The 16,760-nt window shown below is 73.9% G+C and carries 18 protein-coding genes and 1 pseudogene; 10 read left to right on the forward strand and 9 right to left on the reverse strand.

Features of this window, described 5'->3' with window-relative positions:
- Positions 1–6: 6 nt before the first annotated feature.
- Positions 7–291 carry a zinc-binding dehydrogenase gene (locus ACFQ11_RS00915; protein WP_378295904.1) on the forward strand — a complete coding sequence of 95 codons (285 nt, stop codon included), beginning with the start codon at positions 7–9 and terminating at the stop codon, positions 289–291.
- Here the strand turns inward: ACFQ11_RS00915 and ACFQ11_RS00920 are convergent.
- Positions 275–1,366: an epoxide hydrolase family protein gene (locus ACFQ11_RS00920; protein WP_378295748.1), complete on the reverse strand. Its 1,092-nt coding sequence runs from the start codon at positions 1,364–1,366 to the stop codon at positions 275–277. The two genes, ACFQ11_RS00915 and ACFQ11_RS00920, sit on opposite strands and share 17 nt — an antisense overlap.
- An 82-nt stretch (positions 1,367–1,448) precedes the next feature.
- On the opposite strand from ACFQ11_RS00920, the gene ACFQ11_RS00925 reads away from it, so the two are divergent.
- Positions 1,449–2,405: a helix-turn-helix transcriptional regulator gene (locus tag ACFQ11_RS00925; RefSeq protein WP_378295749.1), complete on the forward strand. Its 957-nt coding sequence runs from the start codon at positions 1,449–1,451 to the stop codon at positions 2,403–2,405.
- 40 nt (positions 2,406–2,445) lie between these two features.
- On the opposite strand, the gene ACFQ11_RS00930 is transcribed toward ACFQ11_RS00925, so the two are convergent.
- Both ACFQ11_RS00930 and ACFQ11_RS00935 read right to left on the reverse strand, forming a co-directional pair.
- Positions 2,446–3,780 (reverse strand): glycosyl hydrolase family 18 protein, encoded by a 1,335-nt coding sequence (locus ACFQ11_RS00930; RefSeq protein WP_378295750.1) that lies wholly within the window; start codon positions 3,778–3,780, stop codon positions 2,446–2,448.
- A gap of 199 nt (positions 3,781–3,979) precedes the next feature.
- Entirely contained in the window at positions 3,980–4,366 is a 387-nt protein-coding gene (locus ACFQ11_RS00935; RefSeq protein WP_378295751.1) for a YybH family protein, read from the reverse strand.
- Positions 4,367–4,500: 134 nt separating this feature from the next.
- Between ACFQ11_RS00935 and ACFQ11_RS00940 the strand changes: the two genes are divergently transcribed.
- From ACFQ11_RS00940 to ACFQ11_RS00955, 4 genes and pseudogenes are all read left to right on the forward strand, one after another.
- Entirely contained in the window at positions 4,501–4,776 is a 276-nt protein-coding gene (locus tag ACFQ11_RS00940) for a winged helix-turn-helix transcriptional regulator (RefSeq protein WP_378295752.1), read from the forward strand.
- A 43-nt stretch (positions 4,777–4,819) separates the two neighbouring features.
- Positions 4,820–5,302, forward strand: coding sequence for a MarR family winged helix-turn-helix transcriptional regulator (locus ACFQ11_RS00945; RefSeq protein ID WP_378295753.1), 483 nt, complete (start codon positions 4,820–4,822; stop codon positions 5,300–5,302).
- A gap of 163 nt (positions 5,303–5,465) precedes the next feature.
- Positions 5,466–5,987 (forward strand): annotated as a pseudogene (locus ACFQ11_RS00950) (LLM class flavin-dependent oxidoreductase); the annotation flags it as partial.
- 154 nt (positions 5,988–6,141) lie between these two features.
- Positions 6,142–6,309, forward strand: coding sequence for a hypothetical protein (locus ACFQ11_RS00955; protein WP_378295913.1), 168 nt, complete (start codon positions 6,142–6,144; stop codon positions 6,307–6,309).
- Between the two features lie 9 nt (positions 6,310–6,318).
- Here ACFQ11_RS00955 and ACFQ11_RS00960 read toward each other — a convergent pair whose 3' ends face one another.
- On the reverse strand, positions 6,319–7,332 hold the full coding sequence (locus ACFQ11_RS00960; RefSeq protein ID WP_378295754.1) for a nitronate monooxygenase: 1,014 nt from the start codon (positions 7,330–7,332) through the stop codon (positions 6,319–6,321).
- A gap of 79 nt (positions 7,333–7,411) precedes the next feature.
- Here ACFQ11_RS00960 and ACFQ11_RS00965 point away from each other — a divergent pair, with 79 nt between their 5' ends.
- Positions 7,412–8,320, forward strand: coding sequence for a 2-hydroxyacid dehydrogenase (locus ACFQ11_RS00965; protein WP_378295755.1), 909 nt, complete (start codon positions 7,412–7,414; stop codon positions 8,318–8,320).
- Here ACFQ11_RS00965 and ACFQ11_RS00970 read toward each other — a convergent pair.
- The 4 genes from ACFQ11_RS00970 to ACFQ11_RS00985 all read right to left on the reverse strand — a co-directional run bounded on the left by ACFQ11_RS00970 (position 8,317) and on the right by ACFQ11_RS00985 (position 13,300).
- The gene (locus tag ACFQ11_RS00970) at positions 8,317–9,423 is read right to left on the reverse strand and encodes an NAD(P)-dependent alcohol dehydrogenase (RefSeq protein ID WP_378295756.1); all 1,107 of its coding nucleotides are present in this window, start codon (positions 9,421–9,423) and stop codon (positions 8,317–8,319) included. The two genes, ACFQ11_RS00965 and ACFQ11_RS00970, sit on opposite strands and share 4 nt — an antisense overlap.
- Positions 9,424–9,449: 26 nt before the next feature.
- The gene (locus ACFQ11_RS00975; RefSeq protein ID WP_378295757.1) at positions 9,450–10,697 is read right to left on the reverse strand and encodes a cytochrome P450; all 1,248 of its coding nucleotides are present in this window, start codon (positions 10,695–10,697) and stop codon (positions 9,450–9,452) included.
- Positions 10,698–10,773: 76 nt separating this feature from the next.
- Positions 10,774–11,541 carry a crotonase/enoyl-CoA hydratase family protein gene (locus ACFQ11_RS00980; protein ID WP_378295758.1) on the reverse strand — a complete coding sequence of 256 codons (768 nt, stop codon included), beginning with the start codon at positions 11,539–11,541 and terminating at the stop codon, positions 10,774–10,776.
- 4 nt (positions 11,542–11,545) lie between these two features.
- Positions 11,546–13,300: an acyl-CoA dehydrogenase family protein gene (locus ACFQ11_RS00985; protein ID WP_378295759.1), complete on the reverse strand. Its 1,755-nt coding sequence runs from the start codon at positions 13,298–13,300 to the stop codon at positions 11,546–11,548.
- Between the two features lie 78 nt (positions 13,301–13,378).
- On the opposite strand from ACFQ11_RS00985, the gene ACFQ11_RS00990 reads away from it, so the two are divergent.
- The 3 genes from ACFQ11_RS00990 to ACFQ11_RS01000 are packed head-to-tail and all read left to right on the forward strand — an operon-like array spanning position 13,379 to position 15,644.
- On the forward strand, positions 13,379–14,101 hold the full coding sequence (locus ACFQ11_RS00990) for a PaaX family transcriptional regulator C-terminal domain-containing protein (protein WP_378295761.1): 723 nt from the start codon (positions 13,379–13,381) through the stop codon (positions 14,099–14,101).
- Between the two features lie 44 nt (positions 14,102–14,145).
- Positions 14,146–14,793 carry a nitroreductase family protein gene (locus tag ACFQ11_RS00995; protein ID WP_378295762.1) on the forward strand — a complete coding sequence of 216 codons (648 nt, stop codon included), beginning with the start codon at positions 14,146–14,148 and terminating at the stop codon, positions 14,791–14,793.
- A 32-nt stretch (positions 14,794–14,825) separates the two neighbouring features.
- Entirely contained in the window at positions 14,826–15,644 is an 819-nt protein-coding gene (locus ACFQ11_RS01000; protein WP_378295763.1) for a GntR family transcriptional regulator, read from the forward strand.
- A gap of 158 nt (positions 15,645–15,802) precedes the next feature.
- On the opposite strand, the gene ACFQ11_RS01005 is transcribed toward ACFQ11_RS01000, so the two are convergent.
- Positions 15,803–16,669 carry an alpha/beta hydrolase gene (locus ACFQ11_RS01005; RefSeq protein ID WP_378295764.1) on the reverse strand — a complete coding sequence of 289 codons (867 nt, stop codon included), beginning with the start codon at positions 16,667–16,669 and terminating at the stop codon, positions 15,803–15,805.
- Positions 16,670–16,760: the final 91 nt, after the last annotated feature.

Here is a 16,760-nt window from a genome sequence, read left to right on the forward strand (position 1 = left end):
CCACGCATCCGCCCGGGCCGGCACCGTCACCGTGCAGGTAGGCCGGCCTTCTCCAGCAGACCCGCCGGTGACGCCGCGCGGCTCGCCGAACTGGTCGCGCGGGTCGACGCGGGCGAGCTGACGATCGACGTCGGCGAGCGGCGGCCGCTGGCCGACCTCGCGGACGTCCACGACGCGGCCGTCGCCGGGCGGCTGCCCGGCAAGGTCGTCCTGTCCTGGTGCCGTGAGCGGACCGGCCCCGTTCCCGGGCGGGAACGGGGCCGGTCCGGTCGCGTCAGCGGACGAGCGTGAAGAACTTGCGCAGGTCGGCGGCCACGGCGTCGGGGCGTTCCATCGCGATGAAGTGGTGGCCGCCCGGGTTGTCCTCCGGCCAGTGGACGATCGTGTTGTGGCGCTCGGCGAGCCTGCGGATGCCGGGAGGGCCGCTGTAGAGGCCGGTCGGGACGAGGTCCTGCCCCTCGGGCCACGCCGACTCGGACGTCTCGTAGTACTGCCACGCGGCCGTCCCGAACGACTGCGTGAACCAGTACAGGCTGACGTTCGCGAGGATGAGGTTGCGGTCGATGGCCTCGTCGGCCGGGACGCCCGAGGTGTTGAAGTCCTCGAACTTCTGCATCATCCAGGCGAGCGCCGCCGCCGGGGAGTCCTCCCACCCGTACGCGAACGTCTGGGGCGCGGCCCGCTGGATGGCGTGGTGGTCCAGGCCGCCCGTCGACCACTGCTGCATCATCTCGTAGTGCGCGCGCTCCTCGGGCGTCATGTCCGGGACGTCCTTCTCGGTGGGGAAGCCGAGGCCGGCGATGACGTACACGCCCGCGACGTGCCCGGGCGCGGCCTTCGCGACCTCCGGCGCGATGTAGGCGCCGAGGTCGCCGCCCTCGACGCCGTACCGGTCGTAGCCGAGGCGGCGCATCAGCTCCGCCCACATGCGGCCGACGCGCGCCACGCTGAAGCCGGTCTCCCGGGGCGCCGCCGAGAACCCGAAGCCGGGGACGGTCGGGACGACGACGTGGAAGTCCGCGAGGTGCCCGAGCAGTTCGACGAACTCGACGAACGAGTTCGGCCAGCCGTGCGTGAGGAGCAGCGGGAGGGCGTCCGGGTCGGCCGACCGGACGTGCAGGAAGTGCACGTCGAGCCCGTCGATCTCGGTCATGAACTGCGGGAACCCGTTGAAGCGGGCCTCCTGGGCGCGCCAGTCGAACCCGGTGCGCCAGTACTCCGCGAGGTCGCGCAGATAGTCGACGGGGACGCCGCGGCTCCAGCCTTCACCCGGGAGCCGCCGCGGCCACCGGGTGCGCGCGAGCCGCTCGTTCAGGTCGTCCAGGTCGGCCTGCGGGACGTCGATGCGGAACGGCCGAACGGTCATGTGTCCTCCTCGGTGCTGATGGCCCCAAGGTAGGCTCGGTTTAGGTCAATTTCTGGCCTCGACTTCGCCGACCCTGGAGAACATGACGGACACCCCCGGACGGCTCCTGACCCTGCTGTCGCTGCTCCAGACGCCGCGCGAGTGGCCCGGCGGCGAACTCGCCGACCGGCTCGGCGTGAGCCCCCGCACCGTCCGCCGCGACATCGACCGGCTGCGCGGCCTCGGCTACCCCATCGAGGGCACCACCGGCCCGGACGGCGGGTACCGGCTCGTCGCCGGGACCGCGATGCCGCCGCTGCTGCTCGACGACGAGGAGTCCGTGGCGATCGCCGTCAGCCTCCGCACCGCCGCCGGGAACGCGGTGGACGGCATCGGCGAGGCGTCCGTCCGGGCCCTCGCCAAACTGGAGCAGGTGCTCCCCGCGCGGCTGCGGCGGCGGGTCGGCACGCTGAACACCGCGACCGTCGCGATGCCGCCCCCGGACGGACCCCGCGTCGACCCGGACGTCCTCGCCGCCGCCGCGGCCGCCGTCACCAACCGCGAGGCGCTGCGGTTCGCGTACGTGAAGGCGGACGGCACCGAGGGCCGCCGGAAGGTCGAGCCGTACCGGCTGGTCGCCGCGGGCCGCCGCTGGTACCTGCTCGCCCACGACACCGAACGCGACGACTGGCGCATCTTCCGCGCCGACCGGATCCGGGAACCGCACCCCACCGGGCAGCGGTTCGCGCCACGCGACGTCCCCGGCGGGGACGCCGTCGCGTTCGTCACCGACCGGATGTACTCGCTCGCGCCCGTCCACACCGCGACGGTCACCCTGCGGGCCCCGGCGGAGGAGGTCCGGCTGGGGCTCGGCGCCGCCCCCGACGACGTCACCCCGATCGACGAACGGACCTGCCGCCTCGACACCTACGCCGACACCCTGCCGTGGCTCGCGGCCCGGCTGCTGATGCTCGGCTGCGACTTCACCGTCCACGACCCGCCCGAACTGGTCGAGCACCTGCGCGACCTCGGCGCCCGCGCGGCCCGCGCCGCCGGATGACGAACCGGGGTGCGGGCCCGCACCCCGGTTCGTCCCCGCGTCAGCGTCCCTGGAGGGAGCGGACGTTGTCGCCGAACGTCCAGCCCTTCGACCCGTCCCAGTTCAGGGACCAGGTCATCAGGCCCTTCAGCCGTCCGCCGTAGTGGTTCCACGCCTGCGCGACGAGGCTCGGCGGCATGTGGCCGCCGCCCGCGCCCGGCTGCGCGGGCAGCCCGGGAACCTGCTTGTCGTACGGCACCCGGATCGTCGTGCCCTGGATGACGAGCCCGTCGTTCAGGCAGTCGGTCTGCTTCACGAACCCCTCGACCGTCCCGGCGGAGTAGGAGTCACCGGAGCACCCGTACATGGAGCCGTTGTAGTACTGCATGTTCAGCCACCACAGACGGCCGTTGTCGGCGTACTTCTTGATGATCGGGAGGTACGCGCCCCAGATCGACCCGTAGACGACGCTGCCGCCGGTCACGTACGCGGTCTCCGGCGCCATCGTCAGCCCGAAGTTCGCGGGCATCCGCGCGAGCACGCCGTCGATGATGTGGACCAGGTTGGCCTGGGATGTCGAGAGCGTCTTGATGTCGCCGCCACCCGTCAGGCCGGTCTCGATGTCGATGTCGATGCCGTCGAAGTTGTACCGCCGCAGGATCGGGACGATCGTCTCGACGAACCGGTCGGCGACCGCCCGCGACGACAGGTCGATGCCCGCCGTCGCCCCGCCGATCGACATCAGCAGCGTGAGCCCCGCCTCCTTCGCGGCGCACATCTCCGCGGGCGTCGCGACCTTGACGGTCGCGTCCATCCCGTCCTCCCACAGCACGGTGCCGTCCGAGCGGATCACGGGGAACGCCATGTTGACGACGTTGTATCCGTGCCGCCGGATCTCCGGGTTCGTGATCGGCGTCCAGCCGAACGGCGGATGCACGCCGTTGGCCGCGCCGTCCCAGTTCTCCCAGTACCCGTGCAGCACCTTGCCGGACGGCCTGCCCTTCGGCGCGCAGTCGTCCTCCCCTCCGGGCGGCGGCGTCGTCGGCGGGTCGGTGGTCGGCGGGGCGGTGGTCGGCGGGGCGGTGGTCGGCGGGGCGGTGGTCGGGGGCGTCCCCTCGCAGGCGCCGATGTCGCGCCACAGGGTGGGAGTGGACGCCGGATTCCACCCGGCGCCCGGGTGCGCGGTGTGCGACGAGACGGCCTCGTACCCGCGTCCCTCGTAGGACACCTTGGTACCGGCCGTGTAGGAGTTGCCTTCGGCCCAGGCGGGATACGCGCACGCGGTCAACGACGCGGACGACGCGTGAAGGGGGAACGTCACCACGACGGTCAGTGCGAGGACGAGCGCGGTGACGGCCGCGGCGAGCGCGGGCCATGTTCTGGACGTGGTCTTCATCGGGCTCCTCGGCAGACGGGGATACTGAGGAGCCGGCACAGAGCCACGCGGTCCCGCGTGCGGGACCCTCCCAGGCGCAGGGCGCACTGCCGGCCAGGACGCCACGCACACGGTAACCCGCCGGAAGCCTCCCGAGAAGGGCCCTGTCCGCCCCGCGTGCGTTCAGCGAACCGATCGGTCCGTCAAGGCCCGCTCACTGTCAGGGGCCTTCGAAGTCTTCGACGCCGAAGGGGTTGTCGATGGCGTAGCGCCAGTATCCGTCGGGGCCGCGGCGGGCGACGTCGGTCGCGGTGCCGCGGATCGCGACGGGTTCGCCGTCCGGGCCGGTGCCCTCGATGGACCAGTCGACGATGAGGAGCGCGAGGTCGCCGTTGGCGTGGACGTGCCGGGGGCGGACGGTGATCGGGACGCCGAGCCCCTGGAGGCGGGCGTTCGCGGCGTGGGCGGCCTCGCCGGTGAGGGGCCCGCCGAGGACGAGCATGCCGTCGTCCTCGTAGACCTCGGCGAGGGCGGCCGGATCGCCGGAGTTGAAGCGGTCGGCGAAGACGGCGGGGACGTCCTCGGGGCGTTCGGCGAGCTGTCGCATGCGGCATCCTTCCGGTGGGAGGGCGAGTGGTCGAGAACGTAGTGGGCGGGGCCGTGGCTCACCAAGCGGTTAGCCGGCCGGGGCTGCCGGACGATCCGCGCGCGGCGGTCGCCGCGCCGGCGGCGGAGTGCCCGGTGGAGATCACGCTGGGGGCGCTGCGGGGCCGCTGGACGACGCTGGTGGTGCGGGAGCTGCTGAAGGGCGACCGCGGGTACGGGGAACTGCGGGAGCTGCTGCCCGCGCTGTCGGACAAGGTGCTGTCGGACCGGCTGGCGCAGCTCGTGGCGGCGGGCGTGGCCGAGCGGCACCGGTTGCCGGGCCGTCCGGTCCGGACGCGGTACGCGCTGACGCCGCGGGGGCGGGAGCTCGGCCCCGTCCTGCAGGCCCTCTGGGACTGGGGCGCGCGATAATTCGCCCTGCGAACTCCGTGGGTCCCGCCGGTACACTTGCGGCGTGCGCACGGATGACGACGGCCGGATCGGGGTCGTGGCGGCGCTGGTGCGGTCCACGTTCCTGGTGAACGCCGTGTACAGCGAGTCGGCCCGGGAACACGGCCTCACCTCGCAGCAGGGCCAGTTGCTGTGCGTGCTGATGCACCGGCCGTACGGGATGGGCGAGCTCGGCGCGATGCTGGGCCTGGCCAAGTCGAGCCTGACCGGCCTGGTCGACCGCACCGAGCGCAACGGGCTGGTCCGGCGCGAGACGTGCCCGTCGGACACGCGCGCGGTCCTGGTCTCGCTCACCCCGAAGGGCGCGCGGCTCGCCGAGGAGTTCTACGACGAGACCTGCCGGCGGGTCGACGCGCTGCCGAGCGGGCTGGGCGACGCCGAGCGGGAGACCCTCGGCCGCCTGCTCGGACGCGTCGTCCTCGACAACGAGGTCCCGCTCGTCTTCCTCGAACCGGGCCAGGGCGCCGACGAGCCCGGCGACCGCTGACCCGGCCCCCGAAGGAGGCGCGACCGGAGCCCGCCCTTGCAGTTCGCCTCACGAACTAATAAAGTTCGCGAGACGAACGAAAGGTGCGACCGTGTCCATTCATGATGTCGTTTTCGGGTTCGGTGCGCACACCGGCATCGACGAGGCGCCCGAGCTGCTGCGCATGGTGCGGCGGGCCGACGAGGACGGCCTCGACCTGTTCTCCCTCTCCGACCACCCCTACATCGGCGGACGCCTGGACGCCTACGCCACGATCGGGTTCGTCCTCGGCCGGACCCGGCGCATCGCGGGCTTCGCCAACGTGAGCAACCTGCCGACCCGGCCCGCGCCCATGCTCGCCCGGACGGTGACGTCGCTGTCGGCGCTGTCGGACGGCCGCGTGGTGCTCGGCCTCGGCGTGGGCGGGCTGTGGGACCGGATCGCCGACATGGGGGTGCCGCGGCTGTCGCCCGGCGACGCGGTGGACGCGTTCGAGGAGGCGATCGTCCTCGTCAAGGCGCTGTCGGGCGGCGGCGCGCCGGTCACCCACCACGGGCGGCACTACCGGGTGGACGGCATCGAGCCGGCGCCGGTGCCCGCGCCGCCCGTGTGGACCGGATCCGTCGGGAAGAAGTCGCTGGCCGCGACGGGCCGGGTGGCGGACGGCTGGATCCCGGGGCACGCGGCGGACTGGCTCAGCGAGCGGTACCGGACGTCGCGGCCGGTCATCGACGACGCGGCGGCCGCCGCCGGGGCGGGACCCGGGCGAGGTCCGCACCGTCTACAACCTGCCCGGCCGCATCACCGACCGACCGCTCGCGGCGACGCGCGACCGCGAGGGCCGCTGGGTCGGCGGGTCCGTGGACCAGTGGGCCGAGGAGCTGACGGGCGCGGTGCTGGAGCACGGCGCGTCCGGGTTCGTGCTCTTCCCGCCCGGCCACGACGCGCACGACGACGTCTCGCTCGGCCGGTGGGGCGGGGAGATCGCCCCGGCGGTGCGGGAGGCGGTCGCGAAGGCGCGCGGCTGACGCCGGGGGTCAGCCCGCCAGGGACCGGACGACCTCGGCGGCGGGCGCGTCCGCGGCGTGCCGCCAGGACGTGCCCGCCCACAGGTTCGGGACGTCCGGGTCGCCCGCGGCGACGGCGGCCTTCCGCAGCGGCGCGGTGACGTGGTGGACGTCCGGGTACGCGGCGGGCGCGTGCGCGTCGTGCTCGGCGAGGAAGCGGTTGACGAGGCCGCGCGCGGGGCGCCCGCTGAACGCGCGGGTGACGGCGGTCGCGGTGAAGCGGGGGTCGGCGAGCGCGGCCTTGTGGACGGCGTTCGCGCCGCTCTCGGGGCACCGGACGAACGCGGTGCCGAGCTGCGCGGCGACCGCCCCGAGCTCGAGCAGTTCGGCGACGTCCGCCCGCGTGGCGAGGCCCCCGGCGGCGATCAGCGGACGGTCGGGGACGGCGGCCCGCACGGCGGCGAGGAGCCCGCGCACCGGCAGGCCGTCGTCGAGGGTGTTCGTGAAGGACGCCCGATGCCCGCCGGCCTCGAAGCCCTGCAGGCAGAGGGCGTCCGCGCCGGATTCGTGCGACGCGCGCAGGGCTTCGTCCACGTTCGTGACCGTGACGACCACGGTGACGCCGCGTTCCTGCAAGGCCCGGACGACGTCGGCGTGCGGTGTCCCGAAGGTGAAGCTCACGAACGCGGGCGGGTCGCCGAGGAGATCGGCGATCTTCGCGTCGTAGTCGTCGTCGCGTGCGGACGGCGAGGGGTCCCCGGGGGCGGTGCCGAGCCGTTCGGCCTCGGGGACGAGCCGCGTCCGGTACCTCTCGACGGCCGCGGGATCGACGTCGTCGTGGGACGGCGTGAACAGGTTCGTCCCGAAGGGACGGTCCGTCAGCTCGCGGGTGCGGGCGATGTCGGCGCGCATGGCGGCGACCGTCTTGTATCCGGCGGCGAGGAAGCCGAGGCCGCCGGCCGTGGAGACGGCGGCGGCGAGTTCGGGCGTGGACGGTCCGCCCGCCATGGGCGCCTGGACGATCGGCAGTTCGGGCCAGGTCATGATGGTGGACCGTACCCGGGGAACAACGGTCGCGACCGCCGGGTTCACGTTTCTTGAATCGATGATCGAAAGGCCGGGCATGCGCGTTCTGCTGCACTACGACATGGATCGTTCCGAGCCGGGGCTGGACGTGGTGAGCTGCCCGGAGGAGGACGAGGCGCGGTTCGCGGAGCTGCTGCCGGACGCCGAGGTGATCTGGCACGTCCTGCGCCCGCTGACGGCGGCGGACATGGACCGGGCGCCGAAGCTGCGGCTGATCCAGAAGCTCGGCACCGGGGTGAACACGATCGACCTGGACGCGGCGGCGGAGCGGGGCATCGCGGTCGCGAACATGCCGGGGCGGAACGCGCAGGCGGTGGCGGAGACGACCCTGCTGCTGACGCTGTCGGTGCTGCGCCGCGTCGTCACGTTCGACGCGCGCACCCGCGCGGGCGCGGGCTGGCCGGCCGACCGGGCGCTGGTCGGCGGCGAGCTGAAGGGCCGGACGGTCGGGCTGCTCGGCGGCGGCGAGATCGCGGGGCTGCTGCGGGGGATGCTGGAGGCGATCGGCGCGCGCGTCCTGTACACGTCGCGGCGGCCGCGCCCGGACGACCCCGCGTGGCGCGACCTCGACGGGCTGCTGCGGGCGAGCGACGTCCTGTCGGTGCACGTCCCGCTGACGGACGAGACGCATCATCTCCTGGACGAGCGGCGCCTGGCCCTCCTCCCGGACGGCGCGGTCGTCGTGAACACGGCGCGCGGCGCGGTGATCGACGAGGCGGCGCTCGTCCGGGAGCTGGAGTCGGGACGGCTGGGCGGCGCGGGCCTCGACGTGTTCGAGTCGGAGCCGGTCGACCCCGCGAACCCGCTGCTCGCGCTGGAGAACACGGTCGTGCTGCCGCACGTGGCGTGGCTGACGCGCGAGACGTGGGAGCGGTACTTCGAGGTCGCGGTGGAGAACTGCCGCCGCCTCGACCGCGGCGACGACCTCCTCCACCGCGTCCGCTAGCCGCCCGGGATGAGGACGGGCTTGACGACCTTGCCCGCGTGGGCGTCCGCCTCGGCCTCGTTGATCGCGGCGAGCGGGTAGGTCGTGATCAGCCGGTCGAACGGGAAGCGGCCCTGCCGCCACAGTTCGATCATCTTCGGGATGAACGTGTGGGGGACGGCGTCGCCCTCGATGATGCCCTTGACCGTGCGGCCCAGGAGCAGCAGGTTCGCGTCGAGGCGGTACTCGGTCGCGCCGACGCCGACGAGGCCGCAGACGCCGTTCGCCCGCAGCGACGCGACGGCGCCGGACACGACGTCCGGGACGGCGGTGGTGTCGAGCGCGTACCGGACGCCGCCGCCGGTGAGCCCCCGGATCTGCCCGGGGAGGTCGTCGTCGGCGCCGTTCAGCGTGTGCGTGGCGCCCAGTTCCCGCGCCAGTTCCAGCCGTGATTCGTGCAGGTCGACCGCGATGATGGTCGCGGCGCCCGCGAGCCGGGCGGCCATCACGGCGGCGAGCCCGACGGCGCCCGCGCCGAACACCGCGAACGTGTCGCCGGCGCCGACGCCGAGCGCGATGAGCACGGACGCCGCGCCCGTCTGGACGCCGCAGCCGAGCGGGCCGAGCTTCGCGAGCGCGTCCGGCGGGAGGTCGCGGGTGACGGGCACGACGTTGCGGGCGGTCCCGAGGGCGTGCGTCGCGAACGACGACTGGCCGAACCACCGGTTGTGGACGGCCGCGCCGGACGCGTCGGTGAGCCGGGCGACGCCGTCGAGCGGGGCGGCGAGCATGTTCCGCGTGACCATCCCCGGGCAGAAGCCGGGGTGGCCGTCGCGGCAGTCGGCGCAGGTCCCGCAGGAGTCGAACGACATGACCACGGGGTCGCCCTCGGTGACGCCGGCGACGCCCGGCCCGACGGCCTCGACGACGCCCGCGCCCTCGTGGCCGAGCACGACCGGCTTCGCGACGAGGTCGCCCGGAATGCGGGCCATCTGGTCGGTGTGGCACATGCCGGTGCCCGCGATGCGGACGAGGATCTCGCCGGGCCCGGGGTCGGCCAGGTCCAGGCCCTCGATCGTGAAGGGGGCGTCGGCGGCCCGCAGGACGGCGGCGTCGATCTGCATGCGAACTCCTCGGCGGCGGGACGGGGTCAGGAGATCTTGTACCGGATCGGCAGCCGCTTGAGGCCGCCGACGAACGTGGTCGCGATCCCCTCCGGCTCGCCCGCGAGCTCGATCGAGCGCAGCCGCGGCAGCAGCTCCTCGAAGAACGCGCGGACCTCGATGCGGGCGAGGGCGGCGCCCAGGCAGTAGTGGACGCCGAACCCGAACGCCAGGTGCTTGTTCGGGTCGCGGCCGACGTCGAACCGGAACGGGTCGGCGAAGACCTCCTCGTCGCGGTTCGCGGACGGGTACGACAGCAGCAGCGCGTCGCCCTCGCGGATCGTGACGCCGCGCAGCTCGTAGTCCCGGACGGCCGTGCGCATGAACTCCTTGACCGGCGTGGTCCAGCGGATCATCTCGTCGACGGCGAGCGGCATCAGCGAGAGGTCGGCGCGGAGCCGGTCGAGCTCGCCGGGGTTCTCGACGAGCGCGTGCAGGCCGCCCGCGATCGTCGCGCTGGTGGTGTCGTGCCCGGCGGTCGCGATGATGACGTAGTACGACGCGGTGTCGAAGTCGTTGAGCGGCTCGCCGCCGACGCGGGCGTTCGCGATCGCGGACGCGAGGTCGTCGGTCGGGTTCGCGCGGCGGGCCTCGGTCAGCTCCTGGAAGTAGGCGAAGAACTCCATGATGACCTGGAGCTTCTCTTCGTTGCTCTGGCCCCGCCGCCGCTCCTCGTCGTCACCGCCGAAGAGCTCCTGGGTGAGCGTGAGCATCCGGTCGAAGTCGCTTTCGGGGAGGCCGAGCAGCGACAGGATGACGTACAGCGGGAAGTGGACGCTCACCTCCTGCGCGAAGTCGCACTCGCCGCCGAGGTCGACCATGCGGTCGACGTACCGCTTCGCCAGCTCCCGGACGCGCGGTTCCAGCGCCCGCATCGCGCGCGGCCGGAACCAGTCGGCGCCGATCGCCCGGATGACCCGGTGGTCGGGGTCGTCCATGTGGATGAGGGTGCGCAGCCCGATGCCCTGCTCGGCCCGCCGCCGGTTGATCTCGTCGAGCTCGGACGTCGCGAGCAGCGGGCGGGGCGCGTTGCGGAACAGGTCGTGGGCCCGTTCGATCTCCATGACGTCCGCGTGCCGGGTGACCGCCCAGAACGGGTCGTAGCCGGGGGCGTCGACCCGGTGGACGGGCGACTCGCGGCGCAGCAGCGCGCACGCGTCGTGCAGCCGCCGGTCGTCGGCGTACGCCTTCGGGTCGGCGAGCGCGAGGCCCGCCTGCTCCACGGTCAGGGTCATGCATTGACTCCCTAGGTCGCGACGGGGCCGCCCGCACACTAGGGAACCTAGGACCCGAACCGGATTCGGTCAACGTTCAGATGTCGGAGAAGTCGCCGTGTCGCCCGCGCCCCCCGGCGAACCGGGCGGCGCCGGTGAGGGCGTCGTCCAGGGAGCCGAGCCCGTGCCGGTGCTCGACGGCGAGGGCGTCCGGCTCGGCGAGCCCCGCGCCGTCCAGGACGGACGCCCGGTCGTTGCGCAGGCACGCCTGCGGGAAGCGGGCCAGTTCGGCGGCCAGTTCCTCGGCGGCCTCCCGGCCCGTCCCGGACGGGACGAGCCGGTTCGCGAGCCCGATGTCGAACGCCTCGCGCGCCCGCACCGGACGTCCCGTCAGGATCAGGTCCAGCGCGCGGCTCTCGCCGATCAGGCGCGGGAGCCGCACCGTGCCGCCGTCCACGAGCGGGACGCCCCAGCGGCGGCAGAACACGCCGAACACGGCGTCCTCCTCGGCGACGCGCAGGTCGCACCAGAGCGCCAGCTCCAGCCCGCCCGCGACGGCGTGCCCGGCGACGGCCGCGATCACCGGCTTCGACAGCCGCATGCGGGTGCAGCCGAGCGGGCCGTCGGCGGGCGGCGGGTCCACGCGCGGGCCGCGGTCCGTCCCGATCGACTTCAGGTCGGCGCCCGCGCAGAACGTGCCGCCCTCGCCCCACAGGACCGCGACGCTCGCCGCCGGGTCCGCGTCGAACGCCCGGAAGGCGTCCGCGAGCCCGGCCGCCGTCGCCGCGTCCACGGCGTTGCGCACCTCCGGCCGCGACAGGATCACCGTCGTCACGGCGCCGCGCCGCTCGACCCGCACCCCCATACCGTCACTCCTCCGTGAAGGCCCCGCCGACGAGTTCGTCGAACCGGTCGAGATCCTCGGCCGGGCCGTCGATACCGCGCAAGGGGCTCGGGTCGGCCAGGTGGGCGCGAGCGTAAAGGCGCGCGACGAGGGCCTTGCGGTCCGTACCCGTGTCGTCGCGTTCCCATCCGGCCTGCTCCAGAAGCAGAGCCGCCGCGTACACGTCCGCCATGTACTGCGCCAGCGGGTAGAGGCGCGCCTCCGCCACGTTCTTGTCGAGGCCGCGCCACGCTTCTATGGCCTCGCGGAGATGCCCGATGCGGTCCCGGACGAGCGCGGCCGTGGCGTCGTCCCCCGCGGGCGCCCGCCCGGCGGCCTCGGCGACCCGGGCGAGGAACGGCTCGTGCGCGTCCTGCCGCTCGATCCCGCGCCGCACGTCCAGGCACAGGATGTTGTCGCCGCCCTCCCAGATCGGGTTGACCTGCGCGTCCCGCAGGATGCGCGCCACCGGCCACTGCTCGATGTACCCGTTGCCGCCGTGGATCTCGATCGCGTCGCTCGCCGCCGTCACGCCGAGCCGCGCCGCCCGCAGCTTCACCAGCGCCGCGCCGATCCGCAGCGGCGTCAGGTACCCGTCGAACACCAGCGCCTGCGCGGCCTCCGTCTCGACGACCAGTTCCGCGAGCTTGCGCCGCATCAGCGGCTGCTCCGCCAGCGGCGCGCCGAACGCCTCCCGCGCCCGCGCGTAGCAGAGCGCCTCGACGAGCGAGCGCCGCGCGCAGCCGAGCCCCATCGTCGCGATGCCGAGCCGGGCGCCGTTCGTCAGCTCCATCATCCGCGCGAGCCCCCTGCCGTCGCCGCCCTCGCCGGCGGACGACCCGGGGGCCAGCAGGAACGCCTCCGCGCCGGTGAACTCGATCTCCGCGGACGCCACCGACCGGGTGCCCAGCTTGTCCTTCAGCCGCCGGATCCGCACGCCGTTGCGCGTCCCGTCCCGCCGCTCCCGCAGGACGAGGAACGGCGCGATCCCCCGCACCCCGTCGTCCGCGCCCGCCGGCTTGGCGAGCACCACGAACGCCGAGCCGTTCGCGTTCGACGCGAACCACTTGAACCCGTCGAGCCGCCACGCGTCCCCGTCGCGGACCGCCGTCGACTCCAGCGCCCCGAGGTCCGAACCGCCCGACCGCTCCGTCAGCATCTGCGCGGCCTCGCCGGAGAACGCCCCGGCGGCGAACAGCTCCCGGACCCGCGCCTTCACGTCGTCCGGCGCGAACGCCTCGGTGAGCCCGACGACCATGTCGCCGCCCGTGCCGAGCGCGCACGCCATCCCGATGTCGGCCTGGTCGAGCAGGTAGCTCCACGCGACGCCGAGCGCCACCGGGTCCGCCCCCGCCGCCTTCGCCTCGCGGACGAACTCGGGGCGGGTGAACGACGTCGCGACGATCTCGCGCCGCGCCGCCTCGAACGACGGCGGCATCACGACCTCGCTGACGTCCCGCCCCCACCGGTCGTACTTCTCCAGCCGCGGCGGGTTCCGGTCGGTCTCCTCGGCCCACCGTGCCACCGGGCCGCCCATCAGCGCGCCGAGCTCCCGCAGCCGCGGCTCGGCCCAGCCGAACCCGTCCCCGAGGTGGCGCCGCATCAGGAACCGCAGCGTCGGATCGCTCTCGTACCAGTTGCGGCCCACCGCGCCCCGGTACCGCTCGGTCGCGTACCGGCGGGCCTTCTCCGCGTCGCCGAACGGGAGCCGGTCGAACGGCTCGATCAGGTAGCTGCCCATACCCTGGACGTTACACTTACTCAACACGTGACGGAAGACCTGTAATGCACCGGGCTCCCGATAAGGTCACTGGCAACCATGGAGATCCGGGCCCTCACCGCACGGTCGGTGGTCCTGAGCACCCTGCTGGGCGTCCACCCGCCCCGCCTGCCGGTCCGCCACCTCGTCCGCGTCGGCGCCCTGTTCGGCATCGCCGACGGGGCGATCCGCGTCGCGCTCTCGCGCATGGTCGCCGCGGGCGACCTCGTCCGCGACGGCGACGGCTACCGCCTCACCGAACGCCTCCTCGCCCGGCAGGCCCGCCAGGACGAGGCCCGCTCCCCCCGCACCCGCCCCTGGGACGGCGCCTGGGAGATCGCCGTCATCACCGCCGAACGCCGCCCCGTCGCCGAACGCACCGCCCTCCGCCAGGCCATGTCCGGCGTCCGGCTCGCCGAACTCCGCGAAGGCGTCTGGATGCGGCCCGCGAACCTTCTGCACGAGCGCCCGGACATAGCCGTCCGGCAGTGCACGTTCATCGAGGGCCGCCCCGAAGGCGACCCCGCCGCGCTCGCCGCGTCCCTGTGGGACCTGGACGCCTGGGCCGCCCCCGCCCGAGACCTGCGGGCCGCGTTCGCCGCCGCCGACGGCATCGTCGACCGCTTCACGCTCGCCGCCGCCGTCGTCCGGCACCTCCTGGACGACCCGCTCCTCCCCGCCGCGCTCCTCCCCGCCGACTGGCCCGGCCCCGACCTCCGCGCCCAGTACGAGCGCTTCCGCGCCGACTTCGCGCGCCTGCTCAGCGACGAGGTCCTCACCTGAGGCCCGTCCGGAACCCCCGGTGGCCCGTGGGGCAGCATGGACGCATGACGACTCTGCCGCTGAGCCCCGACGAGCTGCTCACCACCACACGGGCCGTCCGCAAGCGCCTCGACCTCGCGCGTCCCGTCCCGATGGACCTGATCCGCGAATGCCTCGAGATCGCCGTGCAGGCCCCGACCGGCGGCAACGCGCAGAACTGGCACTGGATCGTCGTCACCGACCCCGGCAGGCGCCGCGCCGTCGGCGAGTACTACCGCCGCGCGTTCGCCGCCTACGCCGAGTCGAAGTCCTTCGCCGGCAACCTGCACGCCGACGATCCCGACCGCGCCGCCGTCCAGCGCCGCGTCGGCGACAGCGCCGCCCACCTGGCCGAGCACATGGGCGAGGTGCCCGTCCTCGTCATCCCCTGCCTGCACGTCCCCGGCGAACTCCCCGCCGCCAACCAGGCCGGCCTGTGGGCGTCCCTCCACCCCGCCGTCTGGAACTACGCGCTCGCCGCCCGCGCCCGCGGCCTCGGCACCGCCTGGACGTCCCTGCACCTCGCCTACGAACGCGAGGTCGCGGAACTCCTCGGCATCCCCCCGAACATCCGGCAGGGCGCGCTGATCCCCACCGCGTACTACACCGGCGACACCTTCAAGCCCGCCCGCCGCGCCCCCCTCGACACCGTCCTGCACCACGACGCCTGGTAGCGGGCATTCAGTACGGTGCTCCCTGAACGCCGGTGAACGGGCGCCCGCCGCGGGCGGAGGACGCGCGCGCCGGGCACGGACGGGAGGGCGGGATGGCGCACGGCAATGTTCGGGACGCGGTCGCCGACGACCTCGCGTTGCAGATCGCCACGGGTCGCCTCCGGGCCGGCGACACCCTCCCGTCGATCCGGCGGCTCGCCGACCGGTACGGGCTGAACCCCTCGAGCGTCCAGCAGGTGCTGACCCGGCTCCGCCTGGCGGGGTTCGTCGAGCCCCGCCACGGCGTCGGGGTCGTCGTCCGCGACATCCGCCTCTACGGCGGGATACAGACCTGGCAGTACCTGTTCCGGTTCTCCAGCAGCCTTCCCGAGCTGACCGTGCGGAACGTCCAGGAGATCCTGGAGACGCTCCAGCTCTTCTACCAGGCGGCACTGGTCAAGCTCATACCCGGCTCGGACCGCCCCCGCCCCGATGGCGCCGATCCCGCACCGGCGCGGCGGGCCTTCGCGCAACTGGAGCTGCTCGCGCGCAGCGACGCCGTCCGGGCGGCGGACGTCCACCAGGGCGTGCTCGGCGTCCTGCGCGCCGTCCTCGCCGGACTCGGCGGAGGCGTCACGCTCGGGCTCCTCAACTCGATGGGCGACGTCCTGGCGGAGGTGCCCGAGGTGCTGGAGGCCCTCTACGGGGACGCGTCCGAGCACGTCTATTTCTGGGGCAACGTGATCACCGCCTGGGAGACCGCCGACGCGGACCTCGCCCGGTCCACGCTCGCGCTCCTCGACGACTGGCACGCCCTGGCCCTCGGGCGGCTGCGCGACCGGCTCGCCGCCGGGACGACCGGCACCGGGTAACCGCCCCCGCGCACACGCCGGGGCGCCCGGCCGGGCCTCTTCCGTACTTGAGTGAGCATCGCGCCCGGAGAAGTCCTACGGAGCGCGGCTATGTGTAGGGACACTGTTTGATACAGACTCCCACACACTTCCGGGTGCGAGGGAGACGGGCCGTGCCGTCATGGGTTGCGCAAGGACGCCGTGAGTCTGGGCCAGACACGGTGGAGTTCCCGCCGCCAGTACGGCCAGCTGTGCGTGCCGTCCCGGTACAGGTGGGCGGCCGCGGGGATCCCGAGGGCCCGGAGGCGGCGCAGGAACGGGCGGATCGTCGCGCGGACCAGGGGCTCGGCCAGATTGGCGGCGCTCCACGGCGCCGAGGGGTCGAGGGGGCCCGGCCGTCCGGTCAGCCCGGACGACAGGTAGACGCCCGTGCCGCGGAGCCCGGCGGCGAGATGGAGGGGGTCCGCGGCGCGCCAGTGGCGGTCGTGGACGACCGGGACGCCCCACATCGCGAAGGGGTTCACGCGGCCGGCGACCCCCGTCGCGGCGAGCAGCGTCGCCGCGGACAGGGCCGTGCGGATCGTGCACGGGCCGCTGAAGGCGGCCGCGAAGCGGAACGCGCCCGGGTTCGAGGCGGCGCTCAGCAGCGCGCCGTACCCGCCGCCGGACACCCCCGCCACGGCGCGCACCCGCCCGGCGGCGTAGCGGTCGCGCATCAGCGCGTGGACGTGGTGGACGTGGAAGGTCTGCCACTGGGGGCCGCGCCGCCAGTCGGCGTACCCGCCCGCGCGGCCGCCGTCGGGCATGACGATCAGGACGCCGTCGTCGCGGCTGAGCCGCTCGACGTCCGTGCGGCGGACCCACGAGGACGAGTCGTCCAGTCCGCCGTGGTGGAGCGTGAGCAGCGGCCACGTGCGGCTCGCCGTCCAGCGGTGCGGCAGCAGCACGTGGATCGCCAGCTCGGCCGCGGGCACCGAGCTCGCGCGGACGGTCAGCCTGCGGAGCCGGTCGCCGATCTTCTCCTCGTCGATCACCGTGATTCCCATGCCCGGATCATGCCGTTACAAAGAATGGATTGAATACTTCTCCGGCACACGAAAGCACGCATTTGATTATTACCTCGACACGCCTTTATGG

The organism is Actinomadura sediminis, from assembly GCF_042675525.1.
GTDB classification, from domain to species: domain Bacteria; phylum Actinomycetota; class Actinomycetes; order Streptosporangiales; family Streptosporangiaceae; genus Spirillospora; species Spirillospora sediminis.